Raw genomic sequence first — 24,992 nt, 5'->3', positions numbered from 1 at the left:
CAACTCCCCTTGAAGGTCTGAACAACGGGCGCTCAGCAACCGCTGGCGTTGTTGTCGGTTTACTTGATAAAACCTTGTCGCAGGTTCAGCGGTAGTTTCAAAATCCCCTCCGCGCGAAACGCTCGGAGCCCCCCAGGACCTCGCAACCGAGCTCTACGCCCGGGGCGTGCTGCCCCGCGGCATCCGCCTGCTCAATTGAGCCGCGCATTCCGCGGTCCGCTCAACTGAGCTCATGCGCGAATCCCCCACGCGAGGGATGCCCCGAGCGGGCCGCGGTCGCTAGTGTGAGCCGTATGGCGGTTCCGGCCGTCGGGTCGTGCGGGGGTGCGACCCAGCGCGGCCATGCTCGCCCCCGACAGGAGGAGAGCGCATGGAGAGCGGCATCCCCATCGAGATCACCGGCCTCAGCAAGCACTTCGGCCACGTGGTCGCGGTCGACGACCTGACGTTCACGGTGCAGCCCGGCAGGGTCACCGGATTCCTCGGCCCGAACGGCGCCGGCAAGACCACGACGCTGCGCGTGCTGCTCGGGCTCGTGCATCCGAACGCCGGTACCGCGACGTTCGGCGGCACGCCCTATGCCTCACTGCCACGGCCACTCGAGACGGTGGGCGCCGCGCTCGACGCGAACTTCCACCCGGGGCGAACGGCTCGCGACCACCTCAAGGTCTACGCGACCGCGACCGGCCTCTCGAAAGCACGAGTGCCCGTGGTGCTCGAGCAAGTGGGCATGACGGAGTTCGCCGACCGGCGGGTCGGCGGCTACTCGCTCGGCATGCGCCAGCGACTCGCTCTCGCGTACACGCTGCTCGGCGATCCGGGCGTGTTCGTACTCGACGAGCCGATCAACGGCCTCGACCCCGAGGGCATCAAGTGGATCCGCGGATTCCTGCAGAGCCTCGCCCATGAGGGCCGCACGGTGCTCGTGAGCTCGCACCTCCTGAGCGAGGTGCAGCAGAGCGTCGACGAGGTCGTCATCATCTCGAAGGGCCGGCTCGTGAAGAGCGGCACGCTCGTGAGCCTCGAACTCGACTCCGCGCCGCGCACGATCGCCGACTCCCCCGACCGGGAGGCACTCTCCGCCGCGCTCGACGAAGCCGGCCTCGAGTACACCGAGGGCCGCAACGGCTTCATCGTCAACGAGCCCGACCCGGGCCGAGTGGGCCACGCGGCGTTCCTCGGCGGCGTCGAGCTGAACACCCTGCACCGACTGAAATCGGGGCTCGAAGAGTCGTTCCTCTCGCTCGTCGGCGGGGGTGAGGAGTAGATGTCGTTCATCCGCGCGATCGGCTCGGAGTTCCAGAAGGTCTTCACCACGCGCATGTGGTGGCTGCTCGCCCTCCTGCTCGCGGGCTATGTCGCCCTGATGTCGGGGGGCTTCGGCGCCTTCCTCGGCTGGGCGAGTGCGAATCCGGATGCCGCGGCTGCGGCCGGCGGCGGCGGCACGCCCATTGCGCCGGGGCTCGACCTCGCCCCGCTCGTCTACAGCTTCGCGACATCGATCGGCTACGTCTTCCCGGTGCTCCTCGGCGCACTCGCCGTCACGGGCGAGTTCCGGCACAAGACCCTCACACCCACCTTCCTCGCCGAGCCGCACCGCACGACCGTGCTCACCGCGAAGTTCCTCTCGCAGTTCGCGATGGGTGCGGGGCTCGGGGTGATCGCCTTCGCCGTCTCGGTCGGCACCGGGGCCGCGGCCCTCGCCGGCTTCGGCCTCGACACCGGCCTCGACGACCCCGACACCTGGGCGCTCATCGGACGCGGCGTGCTCGCGATGGCTCTCTGGGGAGCAATCGGCGTCGGGCTCGGCGCGCTCGTGCCCAACCAGGTCGCGGCGATCGTGATCGTCATCGCGTTCACCCAGTTCGTCGAGCCGATCCTGCGGTTCACCGCATCGCTCAACGAGGTCACCGCGAACATCGGCAAGTTCCTGCCGGGAGCCGCGAGCGACGCCCTGGTCGGTGCGTCGTTCTACAACATCGCCTCGCTCGGCACCGCGGCGACGCTCGAGTGGTGGCAGGGCGGGCTCGTGCTGCTCGGCATCGCCCTGGTCGCGACATTCATCGGCGGTGCGACCACCTGGCGTGGGGACGTGTCGTAGGCGTGGACCTCGCGACGATACGCCAGCTGCGGCTCCGCGTGCAGGGCTTGCGCGAGCCGGCCTCCGCCTCGGCGCCCGAGGTCGTCGAGCGCTTCGTCGCCGTGCAGTCGCAGGAGTTCGTGCCGGCCCAGTGGGGCCTCGCGGTGCGGGTGCCTTCCGAGCGCCGCCCCGACGCGGCATCCGTCGCCGCCTCGATCGACCGCGCCGAGATCCTGCGCACGCACGTGCTGCGCCCCACGTGGCATTTCGTGAGCCCCGCGGATGCCCGGTGGCTGCTCGAGCTCTCGGCCGAACGGGTGCACCGGGTGAACGCGACGTACTACCGCCGTGTCGGTCTCGAAGGTGAAGTCGCCGCTCGCGGCCTGGATGTCGTGGCCCGCGCACTCGAGGGCGGTCATCGCACCCGGGCGCAACTGACGGCCGCGCTCGACGAGGCCGGATCGCCGATGGCCGGCCTCGCCTTCGGCTATCTGCTCATGCTCGCCGAGCTCGAACGCGTGGCGATCAGCGGTGCCAACGCCGCCAAGCAGCGCACCTACGCGGCGTTCGACGAGCGCGTGCCGGCATCGGCGCCGAAGCCGCGCGACGAGGCGCTCGCCGAGCTCGCCGATCGCTTCATCGGCTCACGTGGGCCGGCGAACGAACGCGACTTCGCGGCCTGGTCGGGCTTCACCCTCGGCGACACGCGGCAGGCGTTCGCCGACGCCGTCGACCGGAGCGACGGGCGCATCGCGACGGTCGACGTCGAGGGCACGGCGCACTGGCTCGATGTCTCGACGCTGTCGGATGCTGCGCCCACCGACGACGGCACCGACCTCGTCGACCTGCTGCAGGCGTACGACGAGTACATCATGGGGTACGCGGCGCCCCGGGCCTACCTGCAATCGCCCGAACGGTCGACGCCGCAGACCGCGGAGTTCCCCATGCACGCGCTGATGATCGGCGGGGTCATGTGCGGCCGGTGGGCGCCGGTCGTCGAGGCGAAGCGCGCGAGGGTGCGGGTCGTGCCGTGGCGCGCGTTCTCGCCTGCCGAGCAACGGTCGCTCGCGGCATCCGTCGCCGAGCTCGAACGATTCCTCGGCATGCCCGTCACCGTCGAGACCGAGCTGCTCGAGCGCTGAGCGCGACCGCCGACGGCCCGCCTGCGCGCGACGACGAGAGCGACCCCATACGATCACTGCATGGCCGTCATCGCGAGCATCATCGTCGCCCTCGCCGCGCTCCTGCACGGCTACATCTTCCTGCTCGAGAGCGTGCTGTGGGCGAAGCCCGCGACGTGGAAGCGGTTCGGCGTCGCCGACCAGGCGAACGCCGACGTGACGAAGCCGATGGCCTACAACCAGGGCTTCTACAACCTGTTCCTCGGGCTCGGCGCGGCCCTCGGCCTCATCCTGTTCTGGACGGGAGCCGACTCCGTCGGGAAGGCGCTCGTACTCTTCACGACGGGCTGCATGGTGCTCGCCGCTGCGGTGCTCGTCACGACTGGGCGCGGCTACCTGAAGCCCGCGCTCATCCAGGGCACGCTGCCGCTCATCGGCTTCGTGCTGTTCCTCTTCGCCTGAGCCGAGCGGCCGCCGAAGTCTCCGACGGGTGCGGCCGGCACACCCGCCCAGGTCTCGTCCGGTGGCACGTCGTCGAGCACGGCTGATCCCATGCCGATCGTCGCGCCCGCCCCGACGACGGCGCCGAACCGCACGGAGACGTTCAAGCCCAGGTTGGCGGCGCGGCCGATGTGCGCGCCGCCGCCGAGCGAGACGCCCGAGCCGAGGGTCGCGAAGTCGCCGATGACGCAGTCATGGGCGATCGTCGCGCCCGGCATCGCCACCACGTGGCGCCCGACCACGGCGTCGACGGTGATCGCGACGCCCGCGAACAGCACCGATCCGGGACCGACGGGGCAATGCCCCGGGTTGCGCACGCTCCGATCGAGGAGCACCGCGTAGCGATCGGCTCCCACTCCGAGCGTCGCGAGCCGCTCGACGATGCGCGCGCGGGTCGCCCCCGAGCGGATGCAGACGAGCAGCCGCGACTCGGGGAACCGCACGACCTCCTGGATCGGGCCGAGCACGAGCACTCCGTCGAGTGTTCGCGGCAGCCTGTCGGCTGCGTCGTCGAGCACGCCGATGGGGCGGAGGCCGGACTCGCGAGCGATCGCGAGCGCCTCACGCGCGAGCCCGCTCGCACCGATGAGCACGAGCGACGCCATGTGTCACGCCTCCTCGAGGCCCCGCCGTACCGCGTCGATCACTGCGGGGTTCACCATGACACCGTCCTCGATGCGGCGATTTCGACCCGCAGCGGATGCCACCACTCGATGAGTTCGCGAAGCCCCTCGTCGAGGCCCACCTCCGCCTCGAACCCGAGGTCACGGCGGGCGGCCTGCGTGTCGCCGAGCCGCCGCATGACCTCGATCACCTCCCGCTCGGGCCCGTGCTCGATCTCGAGGTCGGAGTCCATGGCGGCCAGCAGCCGCTCGGCGAGTTGCAGCAGGCTCGTCTCCCGGCCGCTCGCGACGTTGTACACGCCGGCACGCACGGGGCTCGTCGCCGCGAGGAGGTTCGCCCGGGCGACGTCGCGCACGTGCACGAAGTCCATCGTCTGGGTGCCGTCGCCGAAGACGAGCGGGCCGCGACCATCGGCGATGCGCTCCATCCACTGCACCAGCACCTCGGTGTAGAGCCCGTGCACGTCCATGCGGGGCCCGTAGACGTTGAAGTAGCGCAGTGCCACGTAGGGCAGTCCGTACATCGCATGGAACGACCGCAGCATCCCCTCGTCGAAGGACTTCGCCGTGCCGTAGAAGGTGTCGGCGTGCTGATGATGGTGCAGCTCGGGCGTCGGGAACTCGTCTGCAATGCCGTACACCGAGTCGCTCGAGGCGAACACGACGCGGTCGACGCGCTGGCGCACGGCGGCCTCCAGCACGTTGAACGTGCCGTCGACAAGCACTTGGAGCGCGAACCGCGGATTCTCCGCGCACTGGGCCATGCGCACGGCGGCCTCGTGGAACACGAGGTCGGTACCGCGGGTGAGGCGCTCCACCAGGTCGGCATCCCGCAGGTCGCCCTCCACGAACGTCACTCGCCCCGAGGTGAGCGCATCGTCGAGGTTCGCGAGACGGCCGCGCACGAGGTTGTCGAGCACGACGACGGATGCCGCGCCGCCACGCAGGAGGAGGTCGACGACCGTCGACCCGATCATTCCGGCTCCCCCGGTGACGAGCACGTTCGCTCCGGCCAGCCCGCTCATCTCGACTCCGGGCTCGGGAGGTTGTCGTGAGGATTCCTCGCTTCCCGAGTGCCCTCAATTCTGCTCCGCGGGGCGGTCAACCGCCGCCCCCCATTCGGGGGTTACGCGGGCGGTCGAGCGCGCATCGGGTTCTCGGCCGCGCCCGGCGCGATCAGACTCGTTGTCGCGAGGTGCTCAGTCAGGCTCGGTGGCCGTCGGCGGCGAGTTGGGCTTCAGCCGGTCGATGAGCGCGCCGGCGTGATTGGTGCTCACGATGAGCCGCGTGAACTCGCCCGCGGCGAGCTCGATCACGACTGCGGGCCGCTTGCCCTTGGCGATCACGAAGTCGCTGCCGCCGTGGTACTTCCAGACGCCCACCGCGACGACGAGCGGGATCGCGGTGCCCCGCACGCGGATGCCGCGGATCCAGATCCACGGGTCGTCGGTGATCGTGGCCGACTTGATGTCGTCGCGCTGCACCACGATGTCGTCGGCGCGCAGCGCGAGCGACTTCTCGGCCGGAGTGAGATGAACCTCGATCCGGTCGGGGTGCACGCGAAGGTGGGCCATGCTTCCATCCTGCCCGAGTCGGCGGCCTGCCGTGGTGTCGACGCCCGACAAACCCGCAACTGATTCATGCACGATTTCTCGCGACGCCACCTCAACTGGTTACCTCCGGCGAGCGGATGCCGCGGGCCAGGTCAGGCGGGGCGAGCGGCTGCCGCGGCGCGAGCCGCCCCCGGCAGCGCGTCGAGCACGCGGCCGATCGCGGCCTCGTCGTGCGCCGCGGTGACGAACCACGCCTCGAACACGCTCGGCGGCAGCGAGACCCCCGCTTCGAGCATCGTGTGGAAGAACGGGGAGTATCGCCACGACTCCTGGCGCAGCACACCGGCGTAGTCGTGCACTCCCCCGGCGACCGCCTCGCCGAACACGAAGCTGAAGAGGTTGCCGGCGTGCTGGGCGTGGTGCGCGACGCCTTCGGCGGTGAGCGCTGCGGAGACGGCGTCGCTGATCGTCGCGGCAGTGGCGTCGAGCTGCTGGTACACCGCGGCATCCGCTGCCCTGAGTGTGGCGATGCCGGCCGCGACCGCGACCGGGTTGCCCGAGAGGGTGCCCGCTTGGTAGACGGGCCCGAGCGGGGCGAGCTGATCCATGATCTCGGCGCGGCCGCCGAGTGCGGCGACCGGCATGCCACCGCCGATGACCTTGCCGAAGGTCAGGAGGTCGGGCGTGTAGGCGGAATCGGTGCCGTGCTCGAGGCCCCACCAGCCGGCGGCCGAGACGCGGAAGCCCGTGAGCACCTCGTCGGAGATGACGAGCGCGCCATGCGCGTGGGCGAGCTCGACGAGCGCCCGGTTGAAGCCCGGCAGCGGCGGCACGACGCCCATGTTCGCGGCGGCGGCCTCGGTGATGACGGCGGCGATGCGGTCGCCGTGCTCGGCGAAGACGGCGCGCAGGGCGTCGAGGTCGTTGTAGGGCACCACGAGGGTGAGCGCGGCGATCTCGCGGGGCACGCCGGCCGAACCGGGAAGGGCGAAGGTCGCGAGGCCCGAGCCTGCCTCAGCGAGGAGGCCATCGGAGTGGCCGTGGTAGTGACCGGAGAACTTCACGAGCAGGTCGCGGCCGGTGAATCCGCGCGCGAGTCGGATGGCGCTCATCGTCGCCTCGGTGCCCGTCGAGACGAGGCGGAGCTTCTCGACGGGGGCGATGCGCTCCTCGACGAGCTCGGCGAGCTCGGTCTCGGCGGGCGTGGAGGAGCCGAACGAGAGACCGCGTGCCGCGGCATCCGTCACCGCCTCGACGACCCGGGGGTCGGCGTGCCCGAGGATCGCGGGGCCCCAGCCGGCGACGAGGTCGACGTACTCACGACCTTCGGCGTCGGTGACGTACGGGCCGCGCGCCGAGACGAGGAAGCGCGGCGTGCCGCCGACCGAGCGGAACGCCCGCACGGGCGAGTTGACGCCGCCGGGGATCGCGGCCTGGGCGCGGGCGAAGAGCCCGGCGTTCGTCATGTCCTTGGGTTCAGGAGCCGAGGAAGCAGGGGTCGACTCCGCTGGTTGAGGAGCCCGCGAAGCAGGCGTCTCGAAACCATCGGCGCTCATGCCAGGTCTCCCTTTCGGATCCAGTCGGCCAGTTCGACGGCCCAGTAGGTGAGCACGGCGTCGGCACCCGCACGACGGATGCCGCGTACCGACTCGATCACCGCACGCTTGCGATCGATCCAGCCGTGCGCCGCGGCAGCCTCGATCATCGAGTACTCGCCCGACACCTGGTACGCCCAGACGGGCACGTCGCTCGCCGCCGAGACGTCGGCGAGCACGTCGAGGTAACTGCCCGCCGGTTTCACCATGACGATGTCGGCACCCTCGTCGATATCGATGAGCGCCTCACGCAACCCCTCACGGCGGTTACCGGGGTCGAGCTGATACGTGCGGCGGTCGCCCTCGAGCGTCGACTCGACCGCGTCGCGGAACGGGCCGTAGAACGCCGACGCGTACTTGGCCGAGTAGGCGAGGATCGGGGTGGTCGCGAAGCCGGCGCTGTCGAGTGCCTCTCGCACCGCGGCGACCTGGCCGTCCATCATGCCGGAGAGGCCGAGGAGCTGGGATCCGGATGCCGCCTGCACGACGGCCATCTCCTGGTAGCGCTCGAGCGTGGCGTCGTTGTCGACCCGCCCGAGCACATCGAGCACGCCGCAGTGGCCGTGATCGGTGAACTCGTCGAGGCAGAGATCGGTCTGCACGACGAGGGCGCCCTCTGCCGCGTCGGCGGCGACTCGCGTGGCGAGGTTGAGGATGCCCTCGGGGTCGGTGCCGCCCGAGCCGCGGGCGTCGCGCTGCTCTGGCACGCCGAAGAGCATGATGCCGCCGAGGCCGGCCGCCGCGGCATCCGTCACCGCGCCCGGCAGGCTCTCGAGGCTGTGCTGAACGACCCCGGGCATCGAGGCGATCGGCACGGTTGCCACGGCGCCCTCGCGCACGAAGATCGGGAGCACGAGGTCGGCGGGGTCGAGCCGCGTCTCGGAGACGAGCCGCCGCATGGCGGGGGTCTCGCGAAGGCGGCGCGGGCGGACGCGGGGAGTGGGCGTGGGACTCACCCGACCAAGCCTACGTTGCGGCGCCGGCGACCCGAGCGTCGAGCGACGGGTCAGGCGTTGGCCGTCGCCGCCGTCACGACGGCGTCGATGAGGGATTCGGCGGTGCGCTCGCGCGCCACGACGTCGACGCGAAGGCCGAGTTCGGCTGCATCGCGCTGCGTCTGGGGGCCGATCGCCGCGACGAGGATCGTCTCGGGAATCGGGCCGAGTTGCTGCTGCACCTGCTCCGCCACACTGCCGGAGGTCACGAGCACGGCGTTCACGCGGCCGGCGCGCACGTCGGCCGCGACCTTCGGCGCCACCGGCACACCCACGGTGCGGTAGGCGACGACCGCCTCGACGTGATGCCCGGCGCGAGCCAGGCCGAGCGAAAGCACCTGCTTCGCGATGGCCGAACGGAGCGCCAGTACCCGAAGCGGGGTGACGCCGCCGGTCGCGGCCTCCCACTCCTCGAGCAGGCCCTGGGCCGAGTTGTCTTCGGCCGGCACGATGTCGACGTGGTAGCCGGCGGCGAGGAGGGCGGCGGCCGTGGTCTCACCCACGGCGGCGACCTTGGTCTGCTCGGGGATCACGGCGCCGTACGACGAGAGCACGTCGACCGTCGTCGCGCTCGTGACCGTGAGCCAGTCGAAGCCGCCCGCGGCGAGCTTCGCGAGCGCCGCCTCGAGGGCGGGCTGGTCGTCGGTCGGCGCGAAGTTGATGAGCGGGGCCACGATCGGTGAGGCGCCGCGCGCGCGAAGCGCCGCCGCGACCCCGTCGCCCCAGGGCCCGCCACGCGGGACGAGCACACGCCATCCGGCCAGGGGCTTGCCCCCGCCCGAAGGCAGGCTGATCGCGCCGGTCATCGGCTCGAATTCGCTCACTGCGACTCCTCAGGTGGTGCGAGTTCGGCGGCGCCGTTGCCGAGGAGTTCTGCGACGGCCCGTTCGGCGACGTCGCGTGCCGCATCCGCCAAATCGGCGGCCGAGCGGCTGTCGGGGGTGGCCGCGTGCGAGCTCGTGAGCTGCCGCGTCCCGTCGGCACTGTACACGGTCGCCGTCAGGAACAGAAGTTCCCCATCCACAAAGGCGGTCGCGCCCACCGGGGCGGAGCAACCCGCCTCGAGGCCGGCGAGCACGAGCCGTTCGGCGAGCACCGTGGCACGGGTCGTGCCGTGGTCGATTGATTCGAGTGCGAGTTCGAGCTGGCGGTCACCGCGCTCACGGCGCACCTCGATCGCGAGGGCGCCCTGGCCCGGCGCGGTGGGCCAGTCGCTGAGCTCGAAGAGCTCGGTCACGGCATCCATGCGCCCGAGCCGGCCCAGGCCTGCGGCGGCGAGCACGACCGCGTCGAGCTCGCCCTTCTCGACCTTGCCGAGGCGCGTGTCGATGTTGCCACGGATGTCGACCGCTACCACGTCGGGCCGGGCGGCGGCGAGCTGGGCGATGCGCCGCGGCGATCCCGTTCCGATGCGAGCACCGGCCGGGAGGGTCGCGAGCGTCAGCCCGTCGCGCGCGCAGAGCGCGTCGCGCGCGTCGGCGCGCTTCGGCACCGCACCGAGGCGGAGCTTCGGGTGGTCGGCGGTCGGGAGGTCTTTCAGGGAGTGCACGACGACGTCGCACTCGCCGGCGATGAGCGCCTCGCGGAGGGCGACGGCGAATACACCGGTGCCGCCGAGCGACGCGAGTGACGCCCGTGAGGTGTCGCCCTCGGTCGTGACCGGCACGAGCTCGATCTCGGCGCCCGTGGCCTTCGCAAGCCGCTCGGCGATCTGGCGCGTCTGGGCCATCGCCAGGGCGCTCGCCCTGGTGCCCACCCGGATGACCGCGGTCATCGCGTGGTCGCCTCCACTGCCGGCACCGCGGCGTCGGGCGAGACGACCGCCCCGCTCGCGATGCGCGCGTGGTCGGGCCAGGGGCCGAGGGTCGTGAGGTGCGGCCGCTCGCCGGCCGGCACGTCGTTCACGCGTTCGAGCACGAGGTCGACGAGGCCGCGCACGAACGCCGGGTGCACACCGGGCGTGGGCACGCGGCGCACCTCGAGGCCGTGCTCGCCGGCCGTCGCGACGGCTTCGTTGTCGAGGTCCCACATGACCTCCATGTGGTCGCTCACGAACCCGAACGGCACGATCACGACGGCGTCGGTGCGCCCACCCGCGGCGAGTTCGCCGATCGCGTCGTTGATGTCGGGCTCGAGCCAGGGGGTGCGCGGGTCGCCCGATCGCGACTGGTAGGCCAGCGACCACGGCACGTCGGGCGCGGCGGCCTCACTGATGACGGATGCCACGGCGAGATGCTGCGCCACGTACGCGCCGCCATCGCCGAACTCGGGCCCCGAGGCGAGGGCCGCGGCGGTCGGGATGGAATGCGTCACGTAGAGCACGTGGATGCGGTCGGGCGCGACGCCCGCCGCGACGAGGGAGGCGGCGGCATCCGTCACGCCCTCGACGAAGGGCTGCACGAACCCGGGGTGATCGAAGAACTCGCGGATGCGATCGATCGAGACGCGCGTTCCGGCGGTGGCCTTCCCGAAGTCTTCGCGGTACTGCCCGACGCCCGAATACGAGGTGTAGGCGCTCGTGACGAGACCGAGCAGCTCGGTGTGGCCGTTCGCCTCGGCCTCGGCGACGACGTCGCGGAAGTACGGCGCCCAGTTGCGGTTGCCCCAGTACACGGGCAGGTCGATGCCGCGCGCGGCGAGCTCGGCTTCGAGCGCGGCCTTCAGCTGCCGGTTCTGCTCGTTGATCGGGCTGACGCCGCCGAAGTGGCGGTAGTGGTGCGCGACCTCTTCGAGACGCTCGTCGGGGATGCCGCGACCGGCCGTGACGTTGCGGAGGAACGGGATCACGTCGTCTTGGCCCTCAGGCCCGCCGAAGCTCGACAGGAGGATCGCGTCGTAGTGCGTCACTACTGCAGCACCTCCACGAGCTCGGCCGTGGAGATGCGGCGGCCGGTGAAGAACGGCACCTCTTCGCGAACGTGCATTCGTGCGTCGGTGGCGCGCAGGTCGCGCATGAGGTCGACGAGGTCGGTGAGCTCGTCAGCCTCGAGCGGCAGCAGCCACTCGTAATCGCCGAGCGCGAACGACGCGACGGTGTTCGCGATGACCCCGCGGAAGGCGGCGCCCTTGCGGCCGTGCTCGGCGAGCATGCGGCTGCGCTCCTCAGGCGGGAGGAGGTACCAGTCGTAGCTGCGCACGAACGGGTAGACGGTGAGCCAGCCCTTCGGCTCGACGCCGCGCAGGAACCCGGGCACGTGCGACTTGTTGAACTCGGCGTCGCGGTGCACGCCCATGGCGTTCCACGTCGGGAGCAGCGCGCGCAGGAGCCGGGCGCGGCGCAGTTCGCGGAGCGCCCACTGCAGCCCTTCAGCCGTCGGACCGTGCAGCCAGAGCATCACGTCGGCGTCGGAACGGAGGCCCGACACGTCGTAGATGCCCCGCAGGACGATTCCCTCGTTCTCGACGAGCGTGATCACGCCGTCGAGCTCGTCGACGAACCGCGGCACGTCGTGTCCGTCGAGGTCGTCGGGTCGCACGGGGTCTCGACGGAGCACGGCGAAAACCGTGTAGCCCTCGAGAATCTGCTCGGCGTCGGAATCGGTCTGAAGCGCGTCGGCTGCCGCTTCGGCAGCGGGGGAAGACATGCTCCTATCCTCCCCCTTCCCCGCTGTACCGCCAAAAGCGGGACGCAGACGCATCGATGCAGATGCGCCCCAGCGAGACGGGTGCCGCGAGCCCGAAGCCGGATTCCGGATGCCGCGCGCCGGCGTCAGCGCACGAGCCGCGTGAAGCGGAAGAACGCGAACCCCTCGATCGGCAGCTCCTCGATGCCGGAGAAGCCCGCCTCCAGCGCGTAGCCCTCGAGCGTCGACTGGCGCATCACCGTGCCGGTGCCCACGGAGCCCGGGCTCGAGAGACTGTCGGGTAGGCAGACGAAGAGGCTGAAACCATACATGAGGCGCTCGATCTCGTCGCCGTCCGGGGCGAATCGCTCGGCGACGGCCTCGTCCATGATCACGACCTCGCCGTCGTCGCGCACCGCCCGGCGAATCGCTGCGAGCACCTCGACGGGATACGGCATGTCGTGCACGGCCTCGAACACGAACGCGGCGTCGAAACGGCCCTCCGCGGCGAGCTCCTCACCGCCGACGAGGTGGAACCTGACATGATCCCCGAGCCCCGCCTCGGTGGCGTGTCGGCGAGCCGCCTCGATCGACGGCTGATCGACGTCGAAGCCCTCGACGCGCGCGTCGGGATAGGCGCGGGCGAGGGCGAGCGTCGACCAGCCGTGGCCGCAGCCGACATCGGCGATGTGTGCGCCAGGACGGGACAGCACCTGGTGCAGGGAGTCCACCGACGCAAGTGCCGGTGCGAGTCGTTTCTCGAACCACGGCCGGTTCTGATCGCCCTGTGACTCGTGGGCGTCGGCGCCGAGTTGCTGCCACGAGACGCCGCCCCCGGCGCGATACGCGTCGAGGAGCTGCGGTAGTTGGACCGCTGAGGCGGCGAACATGCGCACGAACGGGGCGAAGTAGTCGAGCGAGGTGCCGTCGGTCAGCACCTCCGCGTGGGCTGCCGGCAGTGAGAAGCGGCGGTCGGATGCGGCGACGGGTGCGGCATCCGCGGCATCCGTCTCCTCGACCGTGAGGATGCCGCTCACCGCCTGCTGTTCGAGCCACTCCCGTGCGTAGCGCTCCTGGGTCGCGGTGCGCCGGGCGAGCTCGGTCGAGCTGAGCTGCCCGGCCTCGGCGAGCGCCCGGTACCAGCCGAGTCGAACGCCGAGATAGATGCTGAGAATCTCGAGCGCGCCGAGCGCCGAGGCGAACACCCGGCCGACGAAGTCGCTGACGGCGTCGCCCTGGCCCTCCTCATTCGAATCATCGGACATGAGTCGCTCCCTTCCGTGCACGCGGGCGGGTGCCGCGATCAGCCGTCGACGAGCAATCGCGTCGAGTGCTCGAGGTGTTCGCGCAGGGCCGACGGGCCGCGGGCGGGCAGCTCGTCGAGCAGGGCGCGATGCTCGGCGATGAGGCTCCCGAGCGTGTAGTGCGGGCGCACGTGCAGCAGGAACAGCAGCAGTTCGCTGCCGAGTGCGGTGTGCGTCTCGATGATGCGGGGGCTCGCGGATGCCGCGACGAGCGCCCGGTGGAAGTCGGCGTGGATGCGCTCCACCTCGAGCCAGTCGACGGGCTCGCCGCGCGCCTCGCGTGCGCTGATCGCGTCGAGGCGGCCGAGCGCGTCGCGGGCGGGCGCGAGCGCCGACTCGGGCCACTCCGCTCCGAAACGCTCCCCGGCGATGCGCACCGCCTCCACCTCGAGCGCTGCGCGCAACTGCTGCAGCGCGATCACCTGGTCGCGGTCGAAGCTCGTCACGCGCACCCCGCGGTACGGCTCGGCGACCGCGAGCCGCTCGGCCACGAGGCGCTGGAAGGCGGCTCGCACGGTGTGTCGCGACACCGCGTAGTGCTCGGCGGCGGATTCCTCGCGCAAGGGCGAGCCGGGCGCGAGCGCGCCGCTCAGGATGTCGGCGCGAACGGCCGCGGCGACCCGGGCGACCGCGGTCTGGGCGACCGCGGGCTGCGCGGGGGCTGCGGCAGTCGTGGGCATCGCAGCATCCGCCCGCCCGCTGCTACCGGTCGAGGTTCGCACGCACGACGAGCCAGACCGTCACCCCGACAGCGGCGACCGCCGCCACTGCCACGCCGATCGCGGCCACCGGCTGCTCGTCGGCGAACCTGCGCAAGCGCACCTTGGCCGCAGCCGACTTGGCCCTGAACTGCTTCGGCACGTTGAGTTTCTCTTCGAGCGCGTTGAGCGTCGAGACGAGGTCGGCTCTCGCGGCCGCGGCGTTGTCGTGCGCCTGGATGCGGGTGAGGTTGCGTTCGGTCTTCTTGTTCAGCCGTTGCCGGTCAGTAGCGGTCATAGTCGCCGACTCCCTTCACCGCATCGAGGTCTTGGCGCACGCTCTCGATGGTCTCGAGGGGTTCGCTGCCGCGCTTGAAGCTCCGCCAGGCGATGCCGAGCAGGATCAGCACGATGAGCAGCAGCACGCCCGAGACGATGAGGGCGGCCGCCCAGCCGGGCATCACGAGCGAGAGGGCGAGGATGCCGGTGGCGATGAGCGTGCCGAGCAGGAAGATGCCGACGAAGCCGGCGATCACGACGAGCCCGGCGCCGATGCCGAAGTGCTTCGCCTTGTAGCCGAGTTCGGCCTTGATCTGGTCGATCTCGGCGCGAACGAGGTTCGAGAACCGCTCGGGGAGCTCACCGATGAGGGTGAGCAGGGAGCGCTCGTCGTTCACGGGTGCAGCCATCGCGTGGTCACCTTCCGCGCGATCAGGAGTCGGATGCCGCGGTGGAGCCGCGCGGCGTGGTCGCGGGTTTCACCGTCTTGGGCTTGGCTTTCTCGCCGGTGGCGCCCGGACCGCCCGTCGGCTCGTCGCCGACCCTCGTGGGCCCAGATGACCCCGAGGACTCCTTCTTGCCGGTGCCCGATGCCTTGGGCTTCGTGGCCGACCCCTTCGCCCCGCTCTCGCCCTTCGTGACGGTGCTGACGAACGACTTCACATTGTCGAGCACGGTGTCGCTGAGGTCGCCCACCCGCGACATGGCGAACTCTTTGGCCGTGCCCACGGTCTCTTGCACCGCCGGCGTGTTCCAGATCTTCTCCGCGCCCTTGCGGATCTGCTCGTAGCGTTCTCGGCCCGCTCGCGTGCCGAGCACGTAGCCGACCCCAAGCCCGACGACGAAGAGGATCTTGCCCTTCATGTGGAACCCCATTCCATGTAGGCGTCTAACCAGAGTAGACCCCGAGCCGCGGCGCGCAAGGGGGTTGCGCCGCAATATTCCCCTCGGGCTATGCGATGTCGCCGGGGTGCACGGCGTCGTGCCGGATGCGGCGCGCAGCCGCGAGCGCGTGCGGGATCACCGACGCCAGGCCGGTGCCAGAGACCCATGAGCCGGTCGCCTCGATGCCGGGTTCTGCGGCGAGTGCCTCGTCGAGTGCGCGCACCCGATCTCGCTGGCCGATCGCCGCGTGTGAGAGCGCGTCGCGCCACGCGGTGCGCGCCGAGGCCCTCAGCATGGTCTCGTCGAGGGGAACGCCGAGCAGCGCTGCCGCGTCGGCGAGCGCGAGCCGCGCCACCTCGTCGTCGCCCAAGCCGTCGAGCGGGTTGGGCTCGCCTGCCCGGCCGTACGAGAGGCGCACGACGTGCCGCCCGCCCGCTGCCTCGGCGAGCCACGACCATTTCGCGGTCGCGTGGGTGAGCGCCTTCGCGGTCACGCCGGGGGATCCGGATGCCACGAGCACGCCGGTTCCGCGCGGTGCGGCGTCGAGCGCGGGTGCGTCGAGCACGAGGGTCACGAGTTCGACGGATGCCGCGGCAGGCCAGCTCGCGGCATCCGCCCATCCTTCGACGGCGTCGCCGAGCAGGCGGCGCGACGTCTGCGCCGGGGCGGCGAGCACGACGTAGCGGGCATCGACGAGGAGCTCGGCCGCGGGGGTGGTCGCGGTGACGCGCCACTCGGGTGCAGCGGTGTGCGATCGGGAGAGACCGTTCACCTCGGCGAAGACGACCACCGTCACGCCGAACCGGTCGAGCTCGCGCCGCAGCGCGTCGACGAGGCGGTGCATGCCTCCGCGAAGTCCCAGCACCGCGCTCCCGGCCTTGCGCGCCTCGACGAGCTCGCCGACGCCGCCCGAGAGCGAACCGGCGCGGGTCATCGCCTCGTTGAGTCCGGGTGCCACGACATCGAGATCGAGATCGTCGGGGTCGGCCGAGTACACGCCGGCCGAGATCGGGGTGACGAGCCGGTCGAGCACGGCTTGCCCCATGCGCGTGCGCACGAGCTGTCCGAGGCTGTGGGCGCGGCCGATGCGAACGATGGGCATGAGCCGGTCGGCATACGCGCGGATCGCACCGCCCCACCCGATGATGCGCCGCACGTCGTCGCCGAGGGGGTTCGCGGGGATGCCGAGCACGCCCGTGCGTGGCAGGGGCGCTGCCGTCAGGTCGCCGTTCGAGCCGGGCATGGCGAGCCACGCGCCTGCCGGGTTCGGACGCTCGATGTCGCCCGTGAGGCCGAGCGAGCCGAGGAGCTCTTCGACCGAGCCGCCGCGGGTCGCGAAGGACTCGGCGCCGCTGTCGAGCGTGAGGCCGTCGAGCTCGACGCGCCCGACGCATCCGCCGACCTCCTCGCGCCGTTCGAGCAGCGTGACGTGCAGCCCGACCTTGGCGCACTCGAGCGCGGCCACGAGACCCGCGACTCCGCCGCCGACCACGACGACGTCGGCGCTGAGGCTGACGGTCTCGAGGTCGTCGTCCGACCCGAGCGACACAGTCGGGTCGTCGGTCATGCGCCCGCCTCGTGCACGAGCTCGACGACCCGGGTGAGCACGGTGGGATCGGTCTCGGGCGGCACGCCGTGGCCGAGGTTGAACACGTGGGCGGGAGCGACCTCCCCGCGGCGCAGCACCTCGCGCACGGCTGCCTCGAGCACGTGCCACGGCGCGGCGAGCAGCGCGGGGTCGAGATTGCCCTGCAGCGGCACGCCGGCGCCGACACGCTGGGCGGCGACGTCGAGCGGCACGCGGTAGTCCACACCCACGGTGTCGACGCCCACGCCCTCCATCGCGCCGAGGAGTTCGCCGGTGCCGACGCCGAAGTGCACGACCGGTACGTGGCGGGTCACGGCCGTGCCCGCGGCATCCGTCGCCTCGTACTCGAGGTCGTGCACGAAGCTGAGTGCCTTCGCCGAGGCGGGCGCGACGTGCCGCTCGTAATCCTCGAGCGAGAGGGCGCCGGCCCACGAGTCGAAGAGCTGGGCTGCGGATGCCCCGGCGAGCACCTGTGCGCGCAGGAAGCGTCCGCTGAGTTCGGCCGTCCAGTCCATGAGCGCGCGCCATGCGCCGGCGTCGGCGTGCATGAGCGTGCGGGCGGCGAGGTGGTCTTTCGACGGCCCGCCCTCGGCGAGGTACGCCGCGAGCGTGAACGGCGCCCCCGCGAACCCGATGAGCGGGGTCGCCCCTCCGGTGGTCGAGCCTGTCGAAACCCCACTGCTGGTTGAGCTTGTCGAAACCCGCCCCCGCGGCGCCGTCTCATTGAGCTCAGCGATCGTGCGTGCAACCGCCTCCGAAATCGGCCCCGATGCCTCATCAAGCCGAGCAGGATCAACCTTCGTCAACTCAGCGACGCCCGCGGCATCCGCATACGCCCTGCCGAAGACGGGCCCGCGGCCCGGCTGGATCTCGACGTCGACGCCCACGAGCTTCAATGGCACGACGATGTCGCTGAAGAAGATGCCCGCGTCGACCTTGTGCCGCCGCACCGGCTGCAGCGTGATCTCGCTCGCCATCTCGGGGTCGAGGCATGCGTCGAGCATGCGCGTGCCGACGCGCAGGTCGCGATACTCGGGCAGAGACCGCCCGGCTTGCCGCATGAACCACACGGGCGTCGTGTCGGAACGCTCTCCCCGATATGCGCGCACGAGGCGCGAGTCAGACGTGAGGCCGGCGGAGAGCGGATGCTGCGGGGAGAGGATCACGCGTGACATTGTCTCGTATCGGGCTGGGTGGGAAGCTTGCCGTTCGAGCAATTGTATCGGATCTGATACGCTTCTTGCATGGCGGAATTGGAACCGGCAAAAGCTTCCGAGCTGATTTCTGCCGACATCGCTGCGCTGCATCCAGACGTCCGCGACGTGCTCGAATCGGCGGCGCGACTTCAAGAACTCGTACCCGACGCAGTGCTCGTCGGCGGCTCGGCTGCGGCGATCTACGCACAGCACCGCGCCTCGTACGACCACGATCATGTGCTCGTCGACCTGCGCGATCGATTCGACGTCGTGCTCGAGGCGCTCGAGAGCGAGGGAGGGTTCGTCACGAACCGGCTCACGCCGGGCAAGATCATCCTCGGCGAGCTCGGCGGCATCGAGACCGGCATCCGACAGCTGATCCGAACGCGCCCACTCGAGACCCAACGGGTCACGCTGCCGTCGGGGCGCTCACTCACCGTTCCGACGATGGCAGAGACGCTGCGCGTAAAGGGATTCCTCATCGTGAGGCGCAATCAGACGCGCGACGTCATCGATGTCGTGGCACTCGCCTCCCGCTACGGCCTCGATCGCGCGGCCGAGGTGCTTGCGCGAATCGACGACGCGTACCGCGACGACACCGGGCCGGCCGACGAGCGCCCCGTGCGCGACCAATTGGTGCGTCAGCTCGCCGACCCTCAGCCGCGCGACCTGCGCACCACCCGTCGGCTCGCCGACTACAAGGGGTTGCAGCCGCGATGGCACGACTGGTCGACGGTCGTCGACACGGCGCAGTCGCTTGCGCGCGCGATCTACGACGTCGAGAAGGAGCGGTAGGCATGGCGCTCAGGTTCCGCAACCTCAACGTCTCGCCCGATGACCCAGTTACCGAGTGGGGGGTTGAGGGCATCCTCGCCGCGATTGACCGTGGTGGCCTCGATGACTGGTCCAAGGTCGGCGTCGCCGTCGAAGTCGCCCCATACGGTCCTGTCGCAGCCGACCTCGAAGAAGCGCTCGCGATCGCGGAGTCCGGAGGAGCGGCAGCGCTGCTGCGCCGCGTGCTCGACGACGCACGAGCGAGCGCCGAGGAGCGCACCGTTCGCCGACTGCGCGAGCTCGCCCGCGCCGCCGACCTGCCGCAGCAGCGCCTCGCCGAGCGGATCGGCACCTCGCGATCGCGGCTGAGCAGCTACCTCTCGGGCGCGGTGACCCCGTCGGCCGTGGTCATCACCCGGCTCGAAGAGGTTGCACGGAGCCGCCAATCCGAACTGGCGTGACCTGCGTCTGAACTTACGAAGCTGTGGCTGGAGGCGCTCTAGTGTCCTCTAGGCGAAGCCCAGTTCCGTTCAGAGTGCGTCGTGGCTCACCTCCGTCGCTGTCGCAAAAGGACCACGACCACGATCACTGGTGCGAGTGCTCCAGGCCTGAGAGAACGATGTACCAGTTGTCAAACGAACCGACTACCGACCCTGATACGTCGAACGAAGTGATCACTACCGCCAGGAGGAATGCCCCATCACAACTTCTGATTCCCAGATTGCCCGCCACATCATGCGGATGCTGACTCAGCGAACACTCGCCGATGGGAGTCCCTGCGAGAAGGCCGCGCGATCGGGTACGAGCCACGCGATGACTCGGATTTCTTTGCAGAGCGGATCCTCGCCCGCGAAAACGACGGTGGCCTCGCCTGGGACAAGACTCGCCGGGCCGTGGAGAAGCTCCGACGAGGACCACCGTTGGCCAGACGAAGCTTCTCGTCAGCCGTATAAGACGCTTCCCCAGCGGGACGATTGACACAGCTGCCCCTACGCACGCGGTCTCGCTACGGAGTCACGGACAACGACGTGCGTCGCGAGCGTGACCACCTGGCTGGGATCCCGCACGTCACCGTCCTGGTGCTCGAGGGCGCGCCTGACGGCGGTTCGTCCGAGCTCCTGAGCAGGGACCGCGACGGAAGTCAGCGCGGGGGTGAGATTCGAGGCCAGGAGACTGTCGTCGTAGCCGATGACCGAGACATCCTCCGGCACGCGCAGGCCCGCCTGACGCACCGCCAGAAGCGCACCCGCAGCAATGTGGTCGTTGTAGGCAACGATGGCCGTGAAATCGCGCCCCCTCGCGAGACGCTCCTGCACCGCCGTCCGCCCGAAGGCTTCCCGGTGCGAGCCGAGGAGCACACGTCCCTCCGTCGGCAGGCCGCGCTCCTGCATAGCCCGTCGAAAGCCACGCACACGATCGTCCGTCGTGGAGATTCCCTCGACGCCTCCGACAAAGATCACGTCCTCGTGTCCTTTCGACAGAATGTAGTTCGTGGCGGCGTATGCGCCCTCTTCGTTCTCGTACGCGACGACCAGATGAGGCACGTCGGCGTCCAGTCGCGGCCTCCCGCACAGGACGAGTACGGAGCCGACCGCGTTGAGGGACTCCGCGTAGCGGGCCATGCGAATCTCGTACTCACGTGAGGGGGTAATTCCCCCGACGATGATCACCGCGTCGGTACCCTGATCGCGCAGCATGTTCACAAGCGCGAGCTCCTGGGCAGGATCCCCGTGCGTCGTACAGATGAGGCACAGGCGCCCCCCGGCGGCGGCCTGCTCCTCCACGCCCTGGGCGACCGCCGCGTAGAACGGAGAGGTGACCTGCTCCACGAGTATCGCGATCGTCCGGGTTCCCTGTCCTGCGAGCCCGCGTGCGTGCGCGTTCATCACGTAGTTCAGCTCGTCGATCGCCGCAAGAACTTTCTTCTTCGCATCCTCCGATGTCGGGTAGTTGCCGGCCAGCACGCGCGACACGGTGGCGACAGAAACTCCGGACTTCGCTGCCACGTCCCGGATGGTGGTTCGCGAACCCGCCTGTTTCCTTTGCCTGCTCATCTGCCTAGTATCAACGTAGTAACCGATTACTGCTTCTCTGAAGGAGACACGGATGCGGGATTTCGAGCCGGCCACCAACGGAGGAGTACGCGTGTTCTCTGGTGCTCTGCATTACTTCCGCGTCCATCCCGACCAGTGGGAGCACCGCATCGCGATGAGCGTCGCGCTCGGACTCGACACCATCGAGACCTACGTCCCCTGGAACCTCCATCAACCCCGGCCCGGCATCACGACCTTCGACGGTCGGGCGGACCTGGCGCGGTTCCTCGATCTCGCACACGCAGCCGGGCTCGGGGTCATCGTGCGGCCCGGCCCGTACATCTGCGCCGAGTGGGACAACGGAGGCATCCCGAGCTGGGTGAGCGCGATCCCGCAGATCACGCTGCGTTCGCGGGATACCCGCTGGCTGCAGCACGTCGACGAATGGTTTGACGTGCTCGTGCCGTTGATCGCCGAGCGCCAGGGATCCCGCGGCGGGCCGGTGCACATGGTGCAAGTCGAAAACGAGTACGGGTCGTACGGCTCTGACGCCGGCTACCTCGCGCACCTCCGGGACGGTCTCCTCCGCCGCGGAATCGACGTCCCCCTTTTCACGTCCGACGGACCGACACAGGTGATGCTGACGGGCGGCTCCGTGCCCGGGGTGCCCGTGACCGTGAACTTCGGCAGCGACCCCGATCGCGCCTTCACCGCCCAGCGCGCATTCCGACCGGAGGATCCGCTCTTCTGCATGGAACTCTGGATTGGTTGGTTCGACCACTGGGGAAGCACTCACACCGTGCGGGACGCAGCCGACGTCGCGGATCTTGCGCGCCGGACGCTCGATGCAGGCGCCTCCCTCAACCTCTACATGGCGCACGGAGGCACGAACTTCGGCACCGGCGCAGGCGCCAACCGTTCCGGCCCACTGCACGACGGCGAGTATCAGCCAACCACGACGAGCTACGACTATGCAGCCCCCATCGACGAATGCGGCGCTGCCACGGCCACCTACTGGGCGCTTCGCGACGTATTCGCCGAACGACGAGGGATCATCCTGCCGGATCCCCCGCCGCCGAACAACCCGGCGGTCGCCGGGCCCGTGCGAATGCACGCGCACAGCTCGCTCGACTCGGCGTATCGCCCCCTCGGACGCTGGCCCGTGCCGCCGACCTTCGAACAACTCGGCGTGGACCATGGCCTCGTCCGCTACCGCGCACGCGTGCCCGGCCCCCGGGCGGAAGCGGCACTGCGCATCGACGACGTACGGGATCGCGCGCACCTCGTTGTCGACGGCCGACTGGTCGCGGTGCTCGAATCGGGCGACCACATCGTGCCGCTCGAGGTCATGGGATCGGGCGTGGATATCGAGGTGATCGTGGAGTCCATGGGCCGCGTCAATTACGGACCGCGCCTGGGTGAACACAAGGGACTCGTGGGCGGCGTGCGTCACGAGCGTCAGATCGTGCACGGCTGGGACGTCGACGCCATTGAGCTCGCCGCCCTCCCGTCGATCCAGGGGCTGGGCGTCGGAACCGGGTCGACACCGGTGACCGAGGGGTTACCGGTGCGATCCGAGGGCATCGTCGACGTCTCGATAGTCGGCGACGCCGTGCTGGACGTCGGCGGGTTGTCGAAGGGATACGTCTGGATCAACGGGGAACTGCTCGGACGCTACTGGGACATCGGGCCGACGAGAGGGCTGTATGTCCCGGCGCCCGTGTTGCGGCGGGGCCGGAACGACGTCACCGTCGTCGACGTGAACGGCGTGATCCTCGACGAGCTGTCCTTCACGGAAACCATGGGGATGCTATTCGAGGCCGCCCGATGAGCGTGCCGATTATCGTCGGAGCCCGCGCGGTCCCCCTCGCCTTCCCGGATCCGCCGCTCCTGAACGCTGTCGGCGTCCACGAACCTTGGGCGCTGCGATCCGTCATCGTCGTACGCACGGACGAGGGGATCACGGGTCTCGATGAGAGCTACGGACAGGCATCGCATCTCGCCCTGCTCGATGATACGGCCCGCCGACTCCACGGGACACCCGTGCACGACATCAACGGGCTACGCCGGATCGCTGAAGACGTCGCACGGTCGTCGGTGACGGGCCGGGCGCACTTCGACGCTCGCGGCGTGGCCGAGACGGCGGCCCGCCTCGTCTCCGCCTTCGAGGTCGCCCTGTGGGACGCGCGAGCACGGCGAGACAGACTGCCCGTGCACGCCCTGCTCGGCGGACGGGTCCGCGCGTCCGTCCCGCTGGCCGGCTACCTGTTCGCCCAGCCTGCAGGCCGCCCGGCGGGTGGAACGAGACGCCCGGCAGCCAGCCGCCGATCGCCGCGGCCCAGGCGGGATAGTCGCGGAGGCTCGCGACGCTCGTGTGCATCGCGAGCACGCCGATGCCTATGAGGGCGCGGTCGAGGGCCGCGACCGCAGCGGGATCGGGCCAGCGTCGGGGTCCGGACCGCGCCACGGGTCGCCCGCGTGACGACGAGCAGCTCGACGCCTGCGAGCGAGCCGTGCGCGGCATCCACGTTGCCGGCGACACGCGTCGTGAAGCCTGCATCCCTCAGCAGCGCCGCGAGGCGGTCGGTCGTCTCGTCGAAGGGATGCCAGGGGTCGGCGTAGCGGCCAACCCCCGGGAGCACGAGCGCGACGCTCATGCGCGGAGCGTCACGGCAGGACCAGCACGCCGTCGACGCGGCGTGGTACCCCGGCGGCGCCGTCGCGGAGCTCGACGGGCAGCAGCTGCTCTGGCGCGTTCTGCCAACTCACGGCCCGCACGAAGCGGCCGATCGCGGCCGCACCGACACTCGTCTGCGACGTCGTGGCCGCGGGGAACGGGCCGCCGTGTTGCTGCGACCAGTTGACGGCGACGCCGGTCGGAAAGCCGTCGACGATGACGCGGCCGGCGCGCAGCGCCAGCAGCTCGCCGAGTCCGTCGGGCACCGGCTCACCCTCGCCGAGGTGCACGCTCGCGGTGAGCGAGCCGGGCATCTGCTGCAGCAGCGAATCGAGCTCCGATCCGTCGTAGCGGACAGCGACGCCGAGCGGGCCGAAGACCTCCTCGAAGACCCAGGCGCCCGCGTCGGCGGCATCCACCTCAAGGAGAGTCGGCGCGACACTCGGCCGCTCCTGCACGGGTGCGGGCGTCGCGGTGAGCGTACGCACGGCCGTCCGCGCCCCCGCCTCATTCGCCGCGGCAAGGTAGCGCTCGCCGATCATGGTGTTGAGCGGGGTCTGCGCCCCGACGGCATCCATCGCCGAGACGGCCGCGGCGAGCAGGCGGTCGCCAGCCTCGCCGCGCGGGACGAAGGCGATGCCCGGCTTCGTACAGAACTGCCCGGCGCCTCCGGTGAGTGCGCGCGCGAGTCCGTCGCCGATCGCCTCGGCGCGCTCGGCCGCGGCTGAGCCGGTGATCACGATGGGGTTGCTCGAGCCGAGCTCGCCGTAGAAGGGGATCGGCGACTCCCGCTCCTGGATCGCGCGCATGAGCGCCTGACCGCCGCCGAGCGAGCCGGTGAAGCCGACCGCGGCGATCGTCGGGTGGCGGACGAGGTCGAGCCCGGCGTCGACACCGAAGACCATGCCGACGGGCGGGTTGGTGAGGCCGGTCTCGCGGGCGGCGCGGACGAGCGCCTCGTGCACGGCGATCGAGGTCGCGGGATGAGAGGGATGCGCCTTCACGACGACCGCACAGCCCGCAGCGAGCGCACTTGCGGTGTCACCGCCCGCGACGCTGAAGGCGAGCGGGAAGTTGCTCGCGGCGAAGACACCGACGACGCCGAGCGGCAGGTGCATACGGCGGAGGTCGGCGACGGGCGGCACGGCGTCGGGATTCGCGCGGTCGATCGCCGCGTCGAGGTAGGCGCCCTCGCGCACGACCCCTGCGAGGAAGCGGAGCTGGCCGGTGGTGCGGCCGAGTTCGCTCGCGATCCGGGCCGTGCCGAGCGCCGACTCCTGCTCGGCGAGGGCGCGAATGCGCTCGCCGTCCGCCTCGAGCGCCGCCGCCATCGCGTCGAGCAGTGCCGCACGGGCCGATCGGTCGAGTCCCCTCAGCTCCGCCCATGCGGCTTGCGCCACGGCGACCACCTCGGCGAGCTCCCCGGCGCTCGTCTCGTGGGCGAGCGTGTCGCCCCATCGTCCAGTTCGGGCATCCCAGGCGCGTACCTCGGGCTGGCTCATCGGTCCTCCTGTTCGTGTCGCGCTC

The 24,992-nt window shown here is 70.6% G+C and carries 26 protein-coding genes; 8 read left to right on the top strand and 18 right to left on the bottom strand.

The window, feature by feature from the left end; all coding sequences use genetic code 11:
• Window positions 1–370: 370 nt before the first annotated feature.
• From J7E25_RS02490 to J7E25_RS02475, 4 genes are read left to right on the top strand one after another with little or no spacing between them, the layout of a single operon-like run.
• A complete protein-coding gene (locus J7E25_RS02490; RefSeq protein WP_214867597.1) occupies window positions 371–1,267 on the top strand; it encodes an ABC transporter ATP-binding protein in 897 nt (298 codons plus the stop codon).
• Window positions 1,268–2,101 carry an ABC transporter permease gene (locus tag J7E25_RS02485; protein WP_214867595.1) on the top strand — a complete coding sequence of 278 codons (834 nt, stop codon included), beginning with the start codon at window positions 1,268–1,270 and terminating at the stop codon, window positions 2,099–2,101.
• A gap of 2 nt (window positions 2,102–2,103) precedes the next feature.
• The gene (locus J7E25_RS02480) at window positions 2,104–3,222 is read left to right on the top strand and encodes a winged helix DNA-binding domain-containing protein (protein ID WP_214867592.1); all 1,119 of its coding nucleotides are present in this window, start codon (window positions 2,104–2,106) and stop codon (window positions 3,220–3,222) included.
• 60 nt (window positions 3,223–3,282) lie between these two features.
• Complete coding sequence (locus J7E25_RS02475) at window positions 3,283–3,663, top strand: DUF1304 domain-containing protein (protein WP_214867590.1); 381 nt, start codon at window positions 3,283–3,285, stop codon at window positions 3,661–3,663.
• Here J7E25_RS02475 and J7E25_RS02470 read toward each other — a convergent pair.
• From J7E25_RS02470 to J7E25_RS02395, 16 genes are all read right to left on the bottom strand, one after another.
• Window positions 3,594–4,307, bottom strand: coding sequence for an acetyltransferase (locus J7E25_RS02470; RefSeq protein WP_214867589.1), 714 nt, complete (start codon window positions 4,305–4,307; stop codon window positions 3,594–3,596). The two genes, J7E25_RS02475 and J7E25_RS02470, sit on opposite strands and share 70 nt — an antisense overlap.
• A 50-nt stretch (window positions 4,308–4,357) precedes the next feature.
• On the bottom strand, window positions 4,358–5,350 hold the full coding sequence (locus tag J7E25_RS02465; protein ID WP_214867587.1) for an NAD-dependent epimerase/dehydratase family protein: 993 nt from the start codon (window positions 5,348–5,350) through the stop codon (window positions 4,358–4,360).
• A 174-nt stretch (window positions 5,351–5,524) separates the two neighbouring features.
• A complete protein-coding gene (locus tag J7E25_RS02460) occupies window positions 5,525–5,899 on the bottom strand; it encodes a hypothetical protein (protein WP_214867585.1) in 375 nt (124 codons plus the stop codon).
• Between the two features lie 131 nt (window positions 5,900–6,030).
• Window positions 6,031–7,344, bottom strand: coding sequence for a glutamate-1-semialdehyde 2,1-aminomutase (gene hemL / locus J7E25_RS02455; protein ID WP_214867847.1), 1,314 nt, complete (start codon window positions 7,342–7,344; stop codon window positions 6,031–6,033).
• An 86-nt stretch (window positions 7,345–7,430) separates the two neighbouring features.
• Window positions 7,431–8,429, bottom strand: coding sequence for a porphobilinogen synthase (gene hemB, locus J7E25_RS02450; RefSeq protein ID WP_308164320.1), 999 nt, complete (start codon window positions 8,427–8,429; stop codon window positions 7,431–7,433).
• Window positions 8,430–8,479: 50 nt separating this feature from the next.
• Window positions 8,480–9,274 carry a uroporphyrinogen-III synthase gene (locus tag J7E25_RS02445; RefSeq protein WP_214867843.1) on the bottom strand — a complete coding sequence of 265 codons (795 nt, stop codon included), beginning with the start codon at window positions 9,272–9,274 and terminating at the stop codon, window positions 8,480–8,482.
• Between the two features lie 14 nt (window positions 9,275–9,288).
• On the bottom strand, window positions 9,289–10,242 hold the full coding sequence (gene hemC, locus J7E25_RS02440; RefSeq protein ID WP_214867583.1) for a hydroxymethylbilane synthase: 954 nt from the start codon (window positions 10,240–10,242) through the stop codon (window positions 9,289–9,291).
• Window positions 10,239–11,315 (bottom strand): ferrochelatase, encoded by a 1,077-nt coding sequence (locus J7E25_RS02435; protein WP_214867581.1) that lies wholly within the window; start codon window positions 11,313–11,315, stop codon window positions 10,239–10,241. Before J7E25_RS02435 ends, hemC begins: the two co-directional genes overlap by 4 nt.
• Window positions 11,315–12,052: a hydrogen peroxide-dependent heme synthase gene (gene hemQ, locus J7E25_RS02430; RefSeq protein WP_214867579.1), complete on the bottom strand. Its 738-nt coding sequence runs from the start codon at window positions 12,050–12,052 to the stop codon at window positions 11,315–11,317. Before hemQ ends, J7E25_RS02435 begins: the two co-directional genes overlap by 1 nt.
• A gap of 125 nt (window positions 12,053–12,177) precedes the next feature.
• Window positions 12,178–13,296: a class I SAM-dependent methyltransferase gene (locus J7E25_RS02425; RefSeq protein ID WP_214867577.1), complete on the bottom strand. Its 1,119-nt coding sequence runs from the start codon at window positions 13,294–13,296 to the stop codon at window positions 12,178–12,180.
• A gap of 38 nt (window positions 13,297–13,334) precedes the next feature.
• A complete protein-coding gene (locus J7E25_RS02420; RefSeq protein ID WP_214867575.1) occupies window positions 13,335–14,015 on the bottom strand; it encodes a GntR family transcriptional regulator in 681 nt (226 codons plus the stop codon).
• A 22-nt stretch (window positions 14,016–14,037) separates the two neighbouring features.
• Window positions 14,038–14,331 carry a hypothetical protein gene (locus J7E25_RS02415; protein ID WP_214867573.1) on the bottom strand — a complete coding sequence of 98 codons (294 nt, stop codon included), beginning with the start codon at window positions 14,329–14,331 and terminating at the stop codon, window positions 14,038–14,040.
• Window positions 14,318–14,722, bottom strand: a complete 405-nt coding sequence (locus tag J7E25_RS02410; RefSeq protein WP_214867571.1) for a phage holin family protein — start codon at window positions 14,720–14,722, stop codon at window positions 14,318–14,320. Before J7E25_RS02410 ends, J7E25_RS02415 begins: the two co-directional genes overlap by 14 nt.
• Window positions 14,723–14,744: 22 nt before the next feature.
• Window positions 14,745–15,176 carry a hypothetical protein gene (locus J7E25_RS17690; protein ID WP_215006662.1) on the bottom strand — a complete coding sequence of 144 codons (432 nt, stop codon included), beginning with the start codon at window positions 15,174–15,176 and terminating at the stop codon, window positions 14,745–14,747.
• Between the two features lie 88 nt (window positions 15,177–15,264).
• Window positions 15,265–16,764 carry a protoporphyrinogen oxidase gene (hemG, locus tag J7E25_RS02400; protein ID WP_214867569.1) on the bottom strand — a complete coding sequence of 500 codons (1,500 nt, stop codon included), beginning with the start codon at window positions 16,762–16,764 and terminating at the stop codon, window positions 15,265–15,267.
• On the bottom strand, window positions 16,761–17,960 hold the full coding sequence (locus J7E25_RS02395; protein ID WP_214867568.1) for a uroporphyrinogen decarboxylase: 1,200 nt from the start codon (window positions 17,958–17,960) through the stop codon (window positions 16,761–16,763). The genes hemG and J7E25_RS02395 overlap by 4 nt, the downstream gene beginning before the upstream one ends.
• 69 nt (window positions 17,961–18,029) lie before the next feature.
• Between J7E25_RS02395 and J7E25_RS02390 the strand changes: the two genes are divergently transcribed.
• A complete protein-coding gene (locus tag J7E25_RS02390; protein WP_214867566.1) occupies window positions 18,030–18,776 on the top strand; it encodes a hypothetical protein in 747 nt (248 codons plus the stop codon).
• Window positions 18,777–18,778: 2 nt separating this feature from the next.
• Window positions 18,779–19,216 (top strand): helix-turn-helix domain-containing protein, encoded by a 438-nt coding sequence (locus tag J7E25_RS02385; protein ID WP_214867564.1) that lies wholly within the window; start codon window positions 18,779–18,781, stop codon window positions 19,214–19,216.
• 528 nt (window positions 19,217–19,744) lie between these two features.
• Here J7E25_RS02385 and J7E25_RS02380 read toward each other — a convergent pair.
• Window positions 19,745–20,761, bottom strand: coding sequence for a LacI family DNA-binding transcriptional regulator (locus J7E25_RS02380; protein ID WP_308164317.1), 1,017 nt, complete (start codon window positions 20,759–20,761; stop codon window positions 19,745–19,747).
• Window positions 20,762–20,861: 100 nt separating this feature from the next.
• Here J7E25_RS02380 and J7E25_RS02375 point away from each other — a divergent pair, with 100 nt between their 5' ends.
• Both J7E25_RS02375 and J7E25_RS18410 read left to right on the top strand, forming a co-directional pair.
• Window positions 20,862–22,619, top strand: coding sequence for a beta-galactosidase family protein (locus J7E25_RS02375; RefSeq protein WP_214867560.1), 1,758 nt, complete (start codon window positions 20,862–20,864; stop codon window positions 22,617–22,619).
• Window positions 22,616–23,191, top strand: coding sequence for a hypothetical protein (locus tag J7E25_RS18410; RefSeq protein ID WP_214867558.1), 576 nt, complete (start codon window positions 22,616–22,618; stop codon window positions 23,189–23,191). Before J7E25_RS02375 ends, J7E25_RS18410 begins: the two co-directional genes overlap by 4 nt.
• Before the next feature lie 264 nt (window positions 23,192–23,455).
• Here the strand turns inward: J7E25_RS18410 and J7E25_RS02365 are convergent, their stop codons facing one another.
• Window positions 23,456–24,967 (bottom strand): aldehyde dehydrogenase family protein, encoded by a 1,512-nt coding sequence (locus J7E25_RS02365; RefSeq protein ID WP_214867556.1) that lies wholly within the window; start codon window positions 24,965–24,967, stop codon window positions 23,456–23,458.
• Window positions 24,968–24,992 lie beyond the last annotated feature (25 nt).

Source organism: Agromyces sp. ISL-38, assembly GCF_018613935.1.
Lineage (GTDB): Bacteria > Actinomycetota > Actinomycetes > Actinomycetales > Microbacteriaceae > Agromyces.
This window is presented reverse-complemented; position numbering and strand designations above follow the sequence as displayed.

Excerpts from the sequence above, each read along its gene's own strand:
- J7E25_RS02490 (WP_214867597.1), top strand. The coding sequence starts at position 371 with ATGGAGAGCGGCATCCCCATCGAGATCACCGGCCTCAGCAAGCACTTC.
- J7E25_RS02485 (WP_214867595.1), top strand. The coding sequence starts at position 1,268 with ATGTCGTTCATCCGCGCGATCGGCTCGGAGTTCCAGAAGGTCTTCACC.
- J7E25_RS02475 (WP_214867590.1), top strand. The coding sequence starts at position 3,283 with ATGGCCGTCATCGCGAGCATCATCGTCGCCCTCGCCGCGCTCCTGCAC.
- J7E25_RS02470 (WP_214867589.1), bottom strand. The coding sequence starts at position 4,307 with ATGGCGTCGCTCGTGCTCATCGGTGCGAGCGGGCTCGCGCGTGAGGCG.
- J7E25_RS02465 (WP_214867587.1), bottom strand. The coding sequence starts at position 5,350 with ATGAGCGGGCTGGCCGGAGCGAACGTGCTCGTCACCGGGGGAGCCGGA.
- J7E25_RS02460 (WP_214867585.1), bottom strand. The coding sequence starts at position 5,899 with ATGGCCCACCTTCGCGTGCACCCCGACCGGATCGAGGTTCATCTCACT.
- hemL (WP_214867847.1), bottom strand. The coding sequence starts at position 7,344 with ATGACGAACGCCGGGCTCTTCGCCCGCGCCCAGGCCGCGATCCCCGGC.
- J7E25_RS02445 (WP_214867843.1), bottom strand. The coding sequence starts at position 9,274 with ATGACCGGCGCGATCAGCCTGCCTTCGGGCGGGGGCAAGCCCCTGGCC.
- hemC (WP_214867583.1), bottom strand. The coding sequence starts at position 10,242 with ATGACCGCGGTCATCCGGGTGGGCACCAGGGCGAGCGCCCTGGCGATG.
- hemQ (WP_214867579.1), bottom strand. The coding sequence starts at position 12,052 with ATGTCTTCCCCCGCTGCCGAAGCGGCAGCCGACGCGCTTCAGACCGAT.
- J7E25_RS02425 (WP_214867577.1), bottom strand. The coding sequence starts at position 13,296 with ATGTCCGATGATTCGAATGAGGAGGGCCAGGGCGACGCCGTCAGCGAC.
- J7E25_RS02420 (WP_214867575.1), bottom strand. The coding sequence starts at position 14,015 with ATGCCCACGACTGCCGCAGCCCCCGCGCAGCCCGCGGTCGCCCAGACC.
- J7E25_RS02415 (WP_214867573.1), bottom strand. The coding sequence starts at position 14,331 with ATGACCGCTACTGACCGGCAACGGCTGAACAAGAAGACCGAACGCAAC.
- J7E25_RS02410 (WP_214867571.1), bottom strand. The coding sequence starts at position 14,722 with ATGGCTGCACCCGTGAACGACGAGCGCTCCCTGCTCACCCTCATCGGT.
- J7E25_RS17690 (WP_215006662.1), bottom strand. The coding sequence starts at position 15,176 with ATGAAGGGCAAGATCCTCTTCGTCGTCGGGCTTGGGGTCGGCTACGTG.
- hemG (WP_214867569.1), bottom strand. The coding sequence starts at position 16,764 with ATGACCGACGACCCGACTGTGTCGCTCGGGTCGGACGACGACCTCGAG.
- J7E25_RS02395 (WP_214867568.1), bottom strand. The coding sequence starts at position 17,960 with ATGTCACGCGTGATCCTCTCCCCGCAGCATCCGCTCTCCGCCGGCCTC.
- J7E25_RS02390 (WP_214867566.1), top strand. The coding sequence starts at position 18,030 with ATGGCGGAATTGGAACCGGCAAAAGCTTCCGAGCTGATTTCTGCCGAC.
- J7E25_RS02385 (WP_214867564.1), top strand. The coding sequence starts at position 18,779 with ATGGCGCTCAGGTTCCGCAACCTCAACGTCTCGCCCGATGACCCAGTT.
- J7E25_RS02375 (WP_214867560.1), top strand. The coding sequence starts at position 20,862 with ATGCGGGATTTCGAGCCGGCCACCAACGGAGGAGTACGCGTGTTCTCT.
- J7E25_RS18410 (WP_214867558.1), top strand. The coding sequence starts at position 22,616 with ATGAGCGTGCCGATTATCGTCGGAGCCCGCGCGGTCCCCCTCGCCTTC.
- J7E25_RS02365 (WP_214867556.1), bottom strand. The coding sequence starts at position 24,967 with ATGAGCCAGCCCGAGGTACGCGCCTGGGATGCCCGAACTGGACGATGG.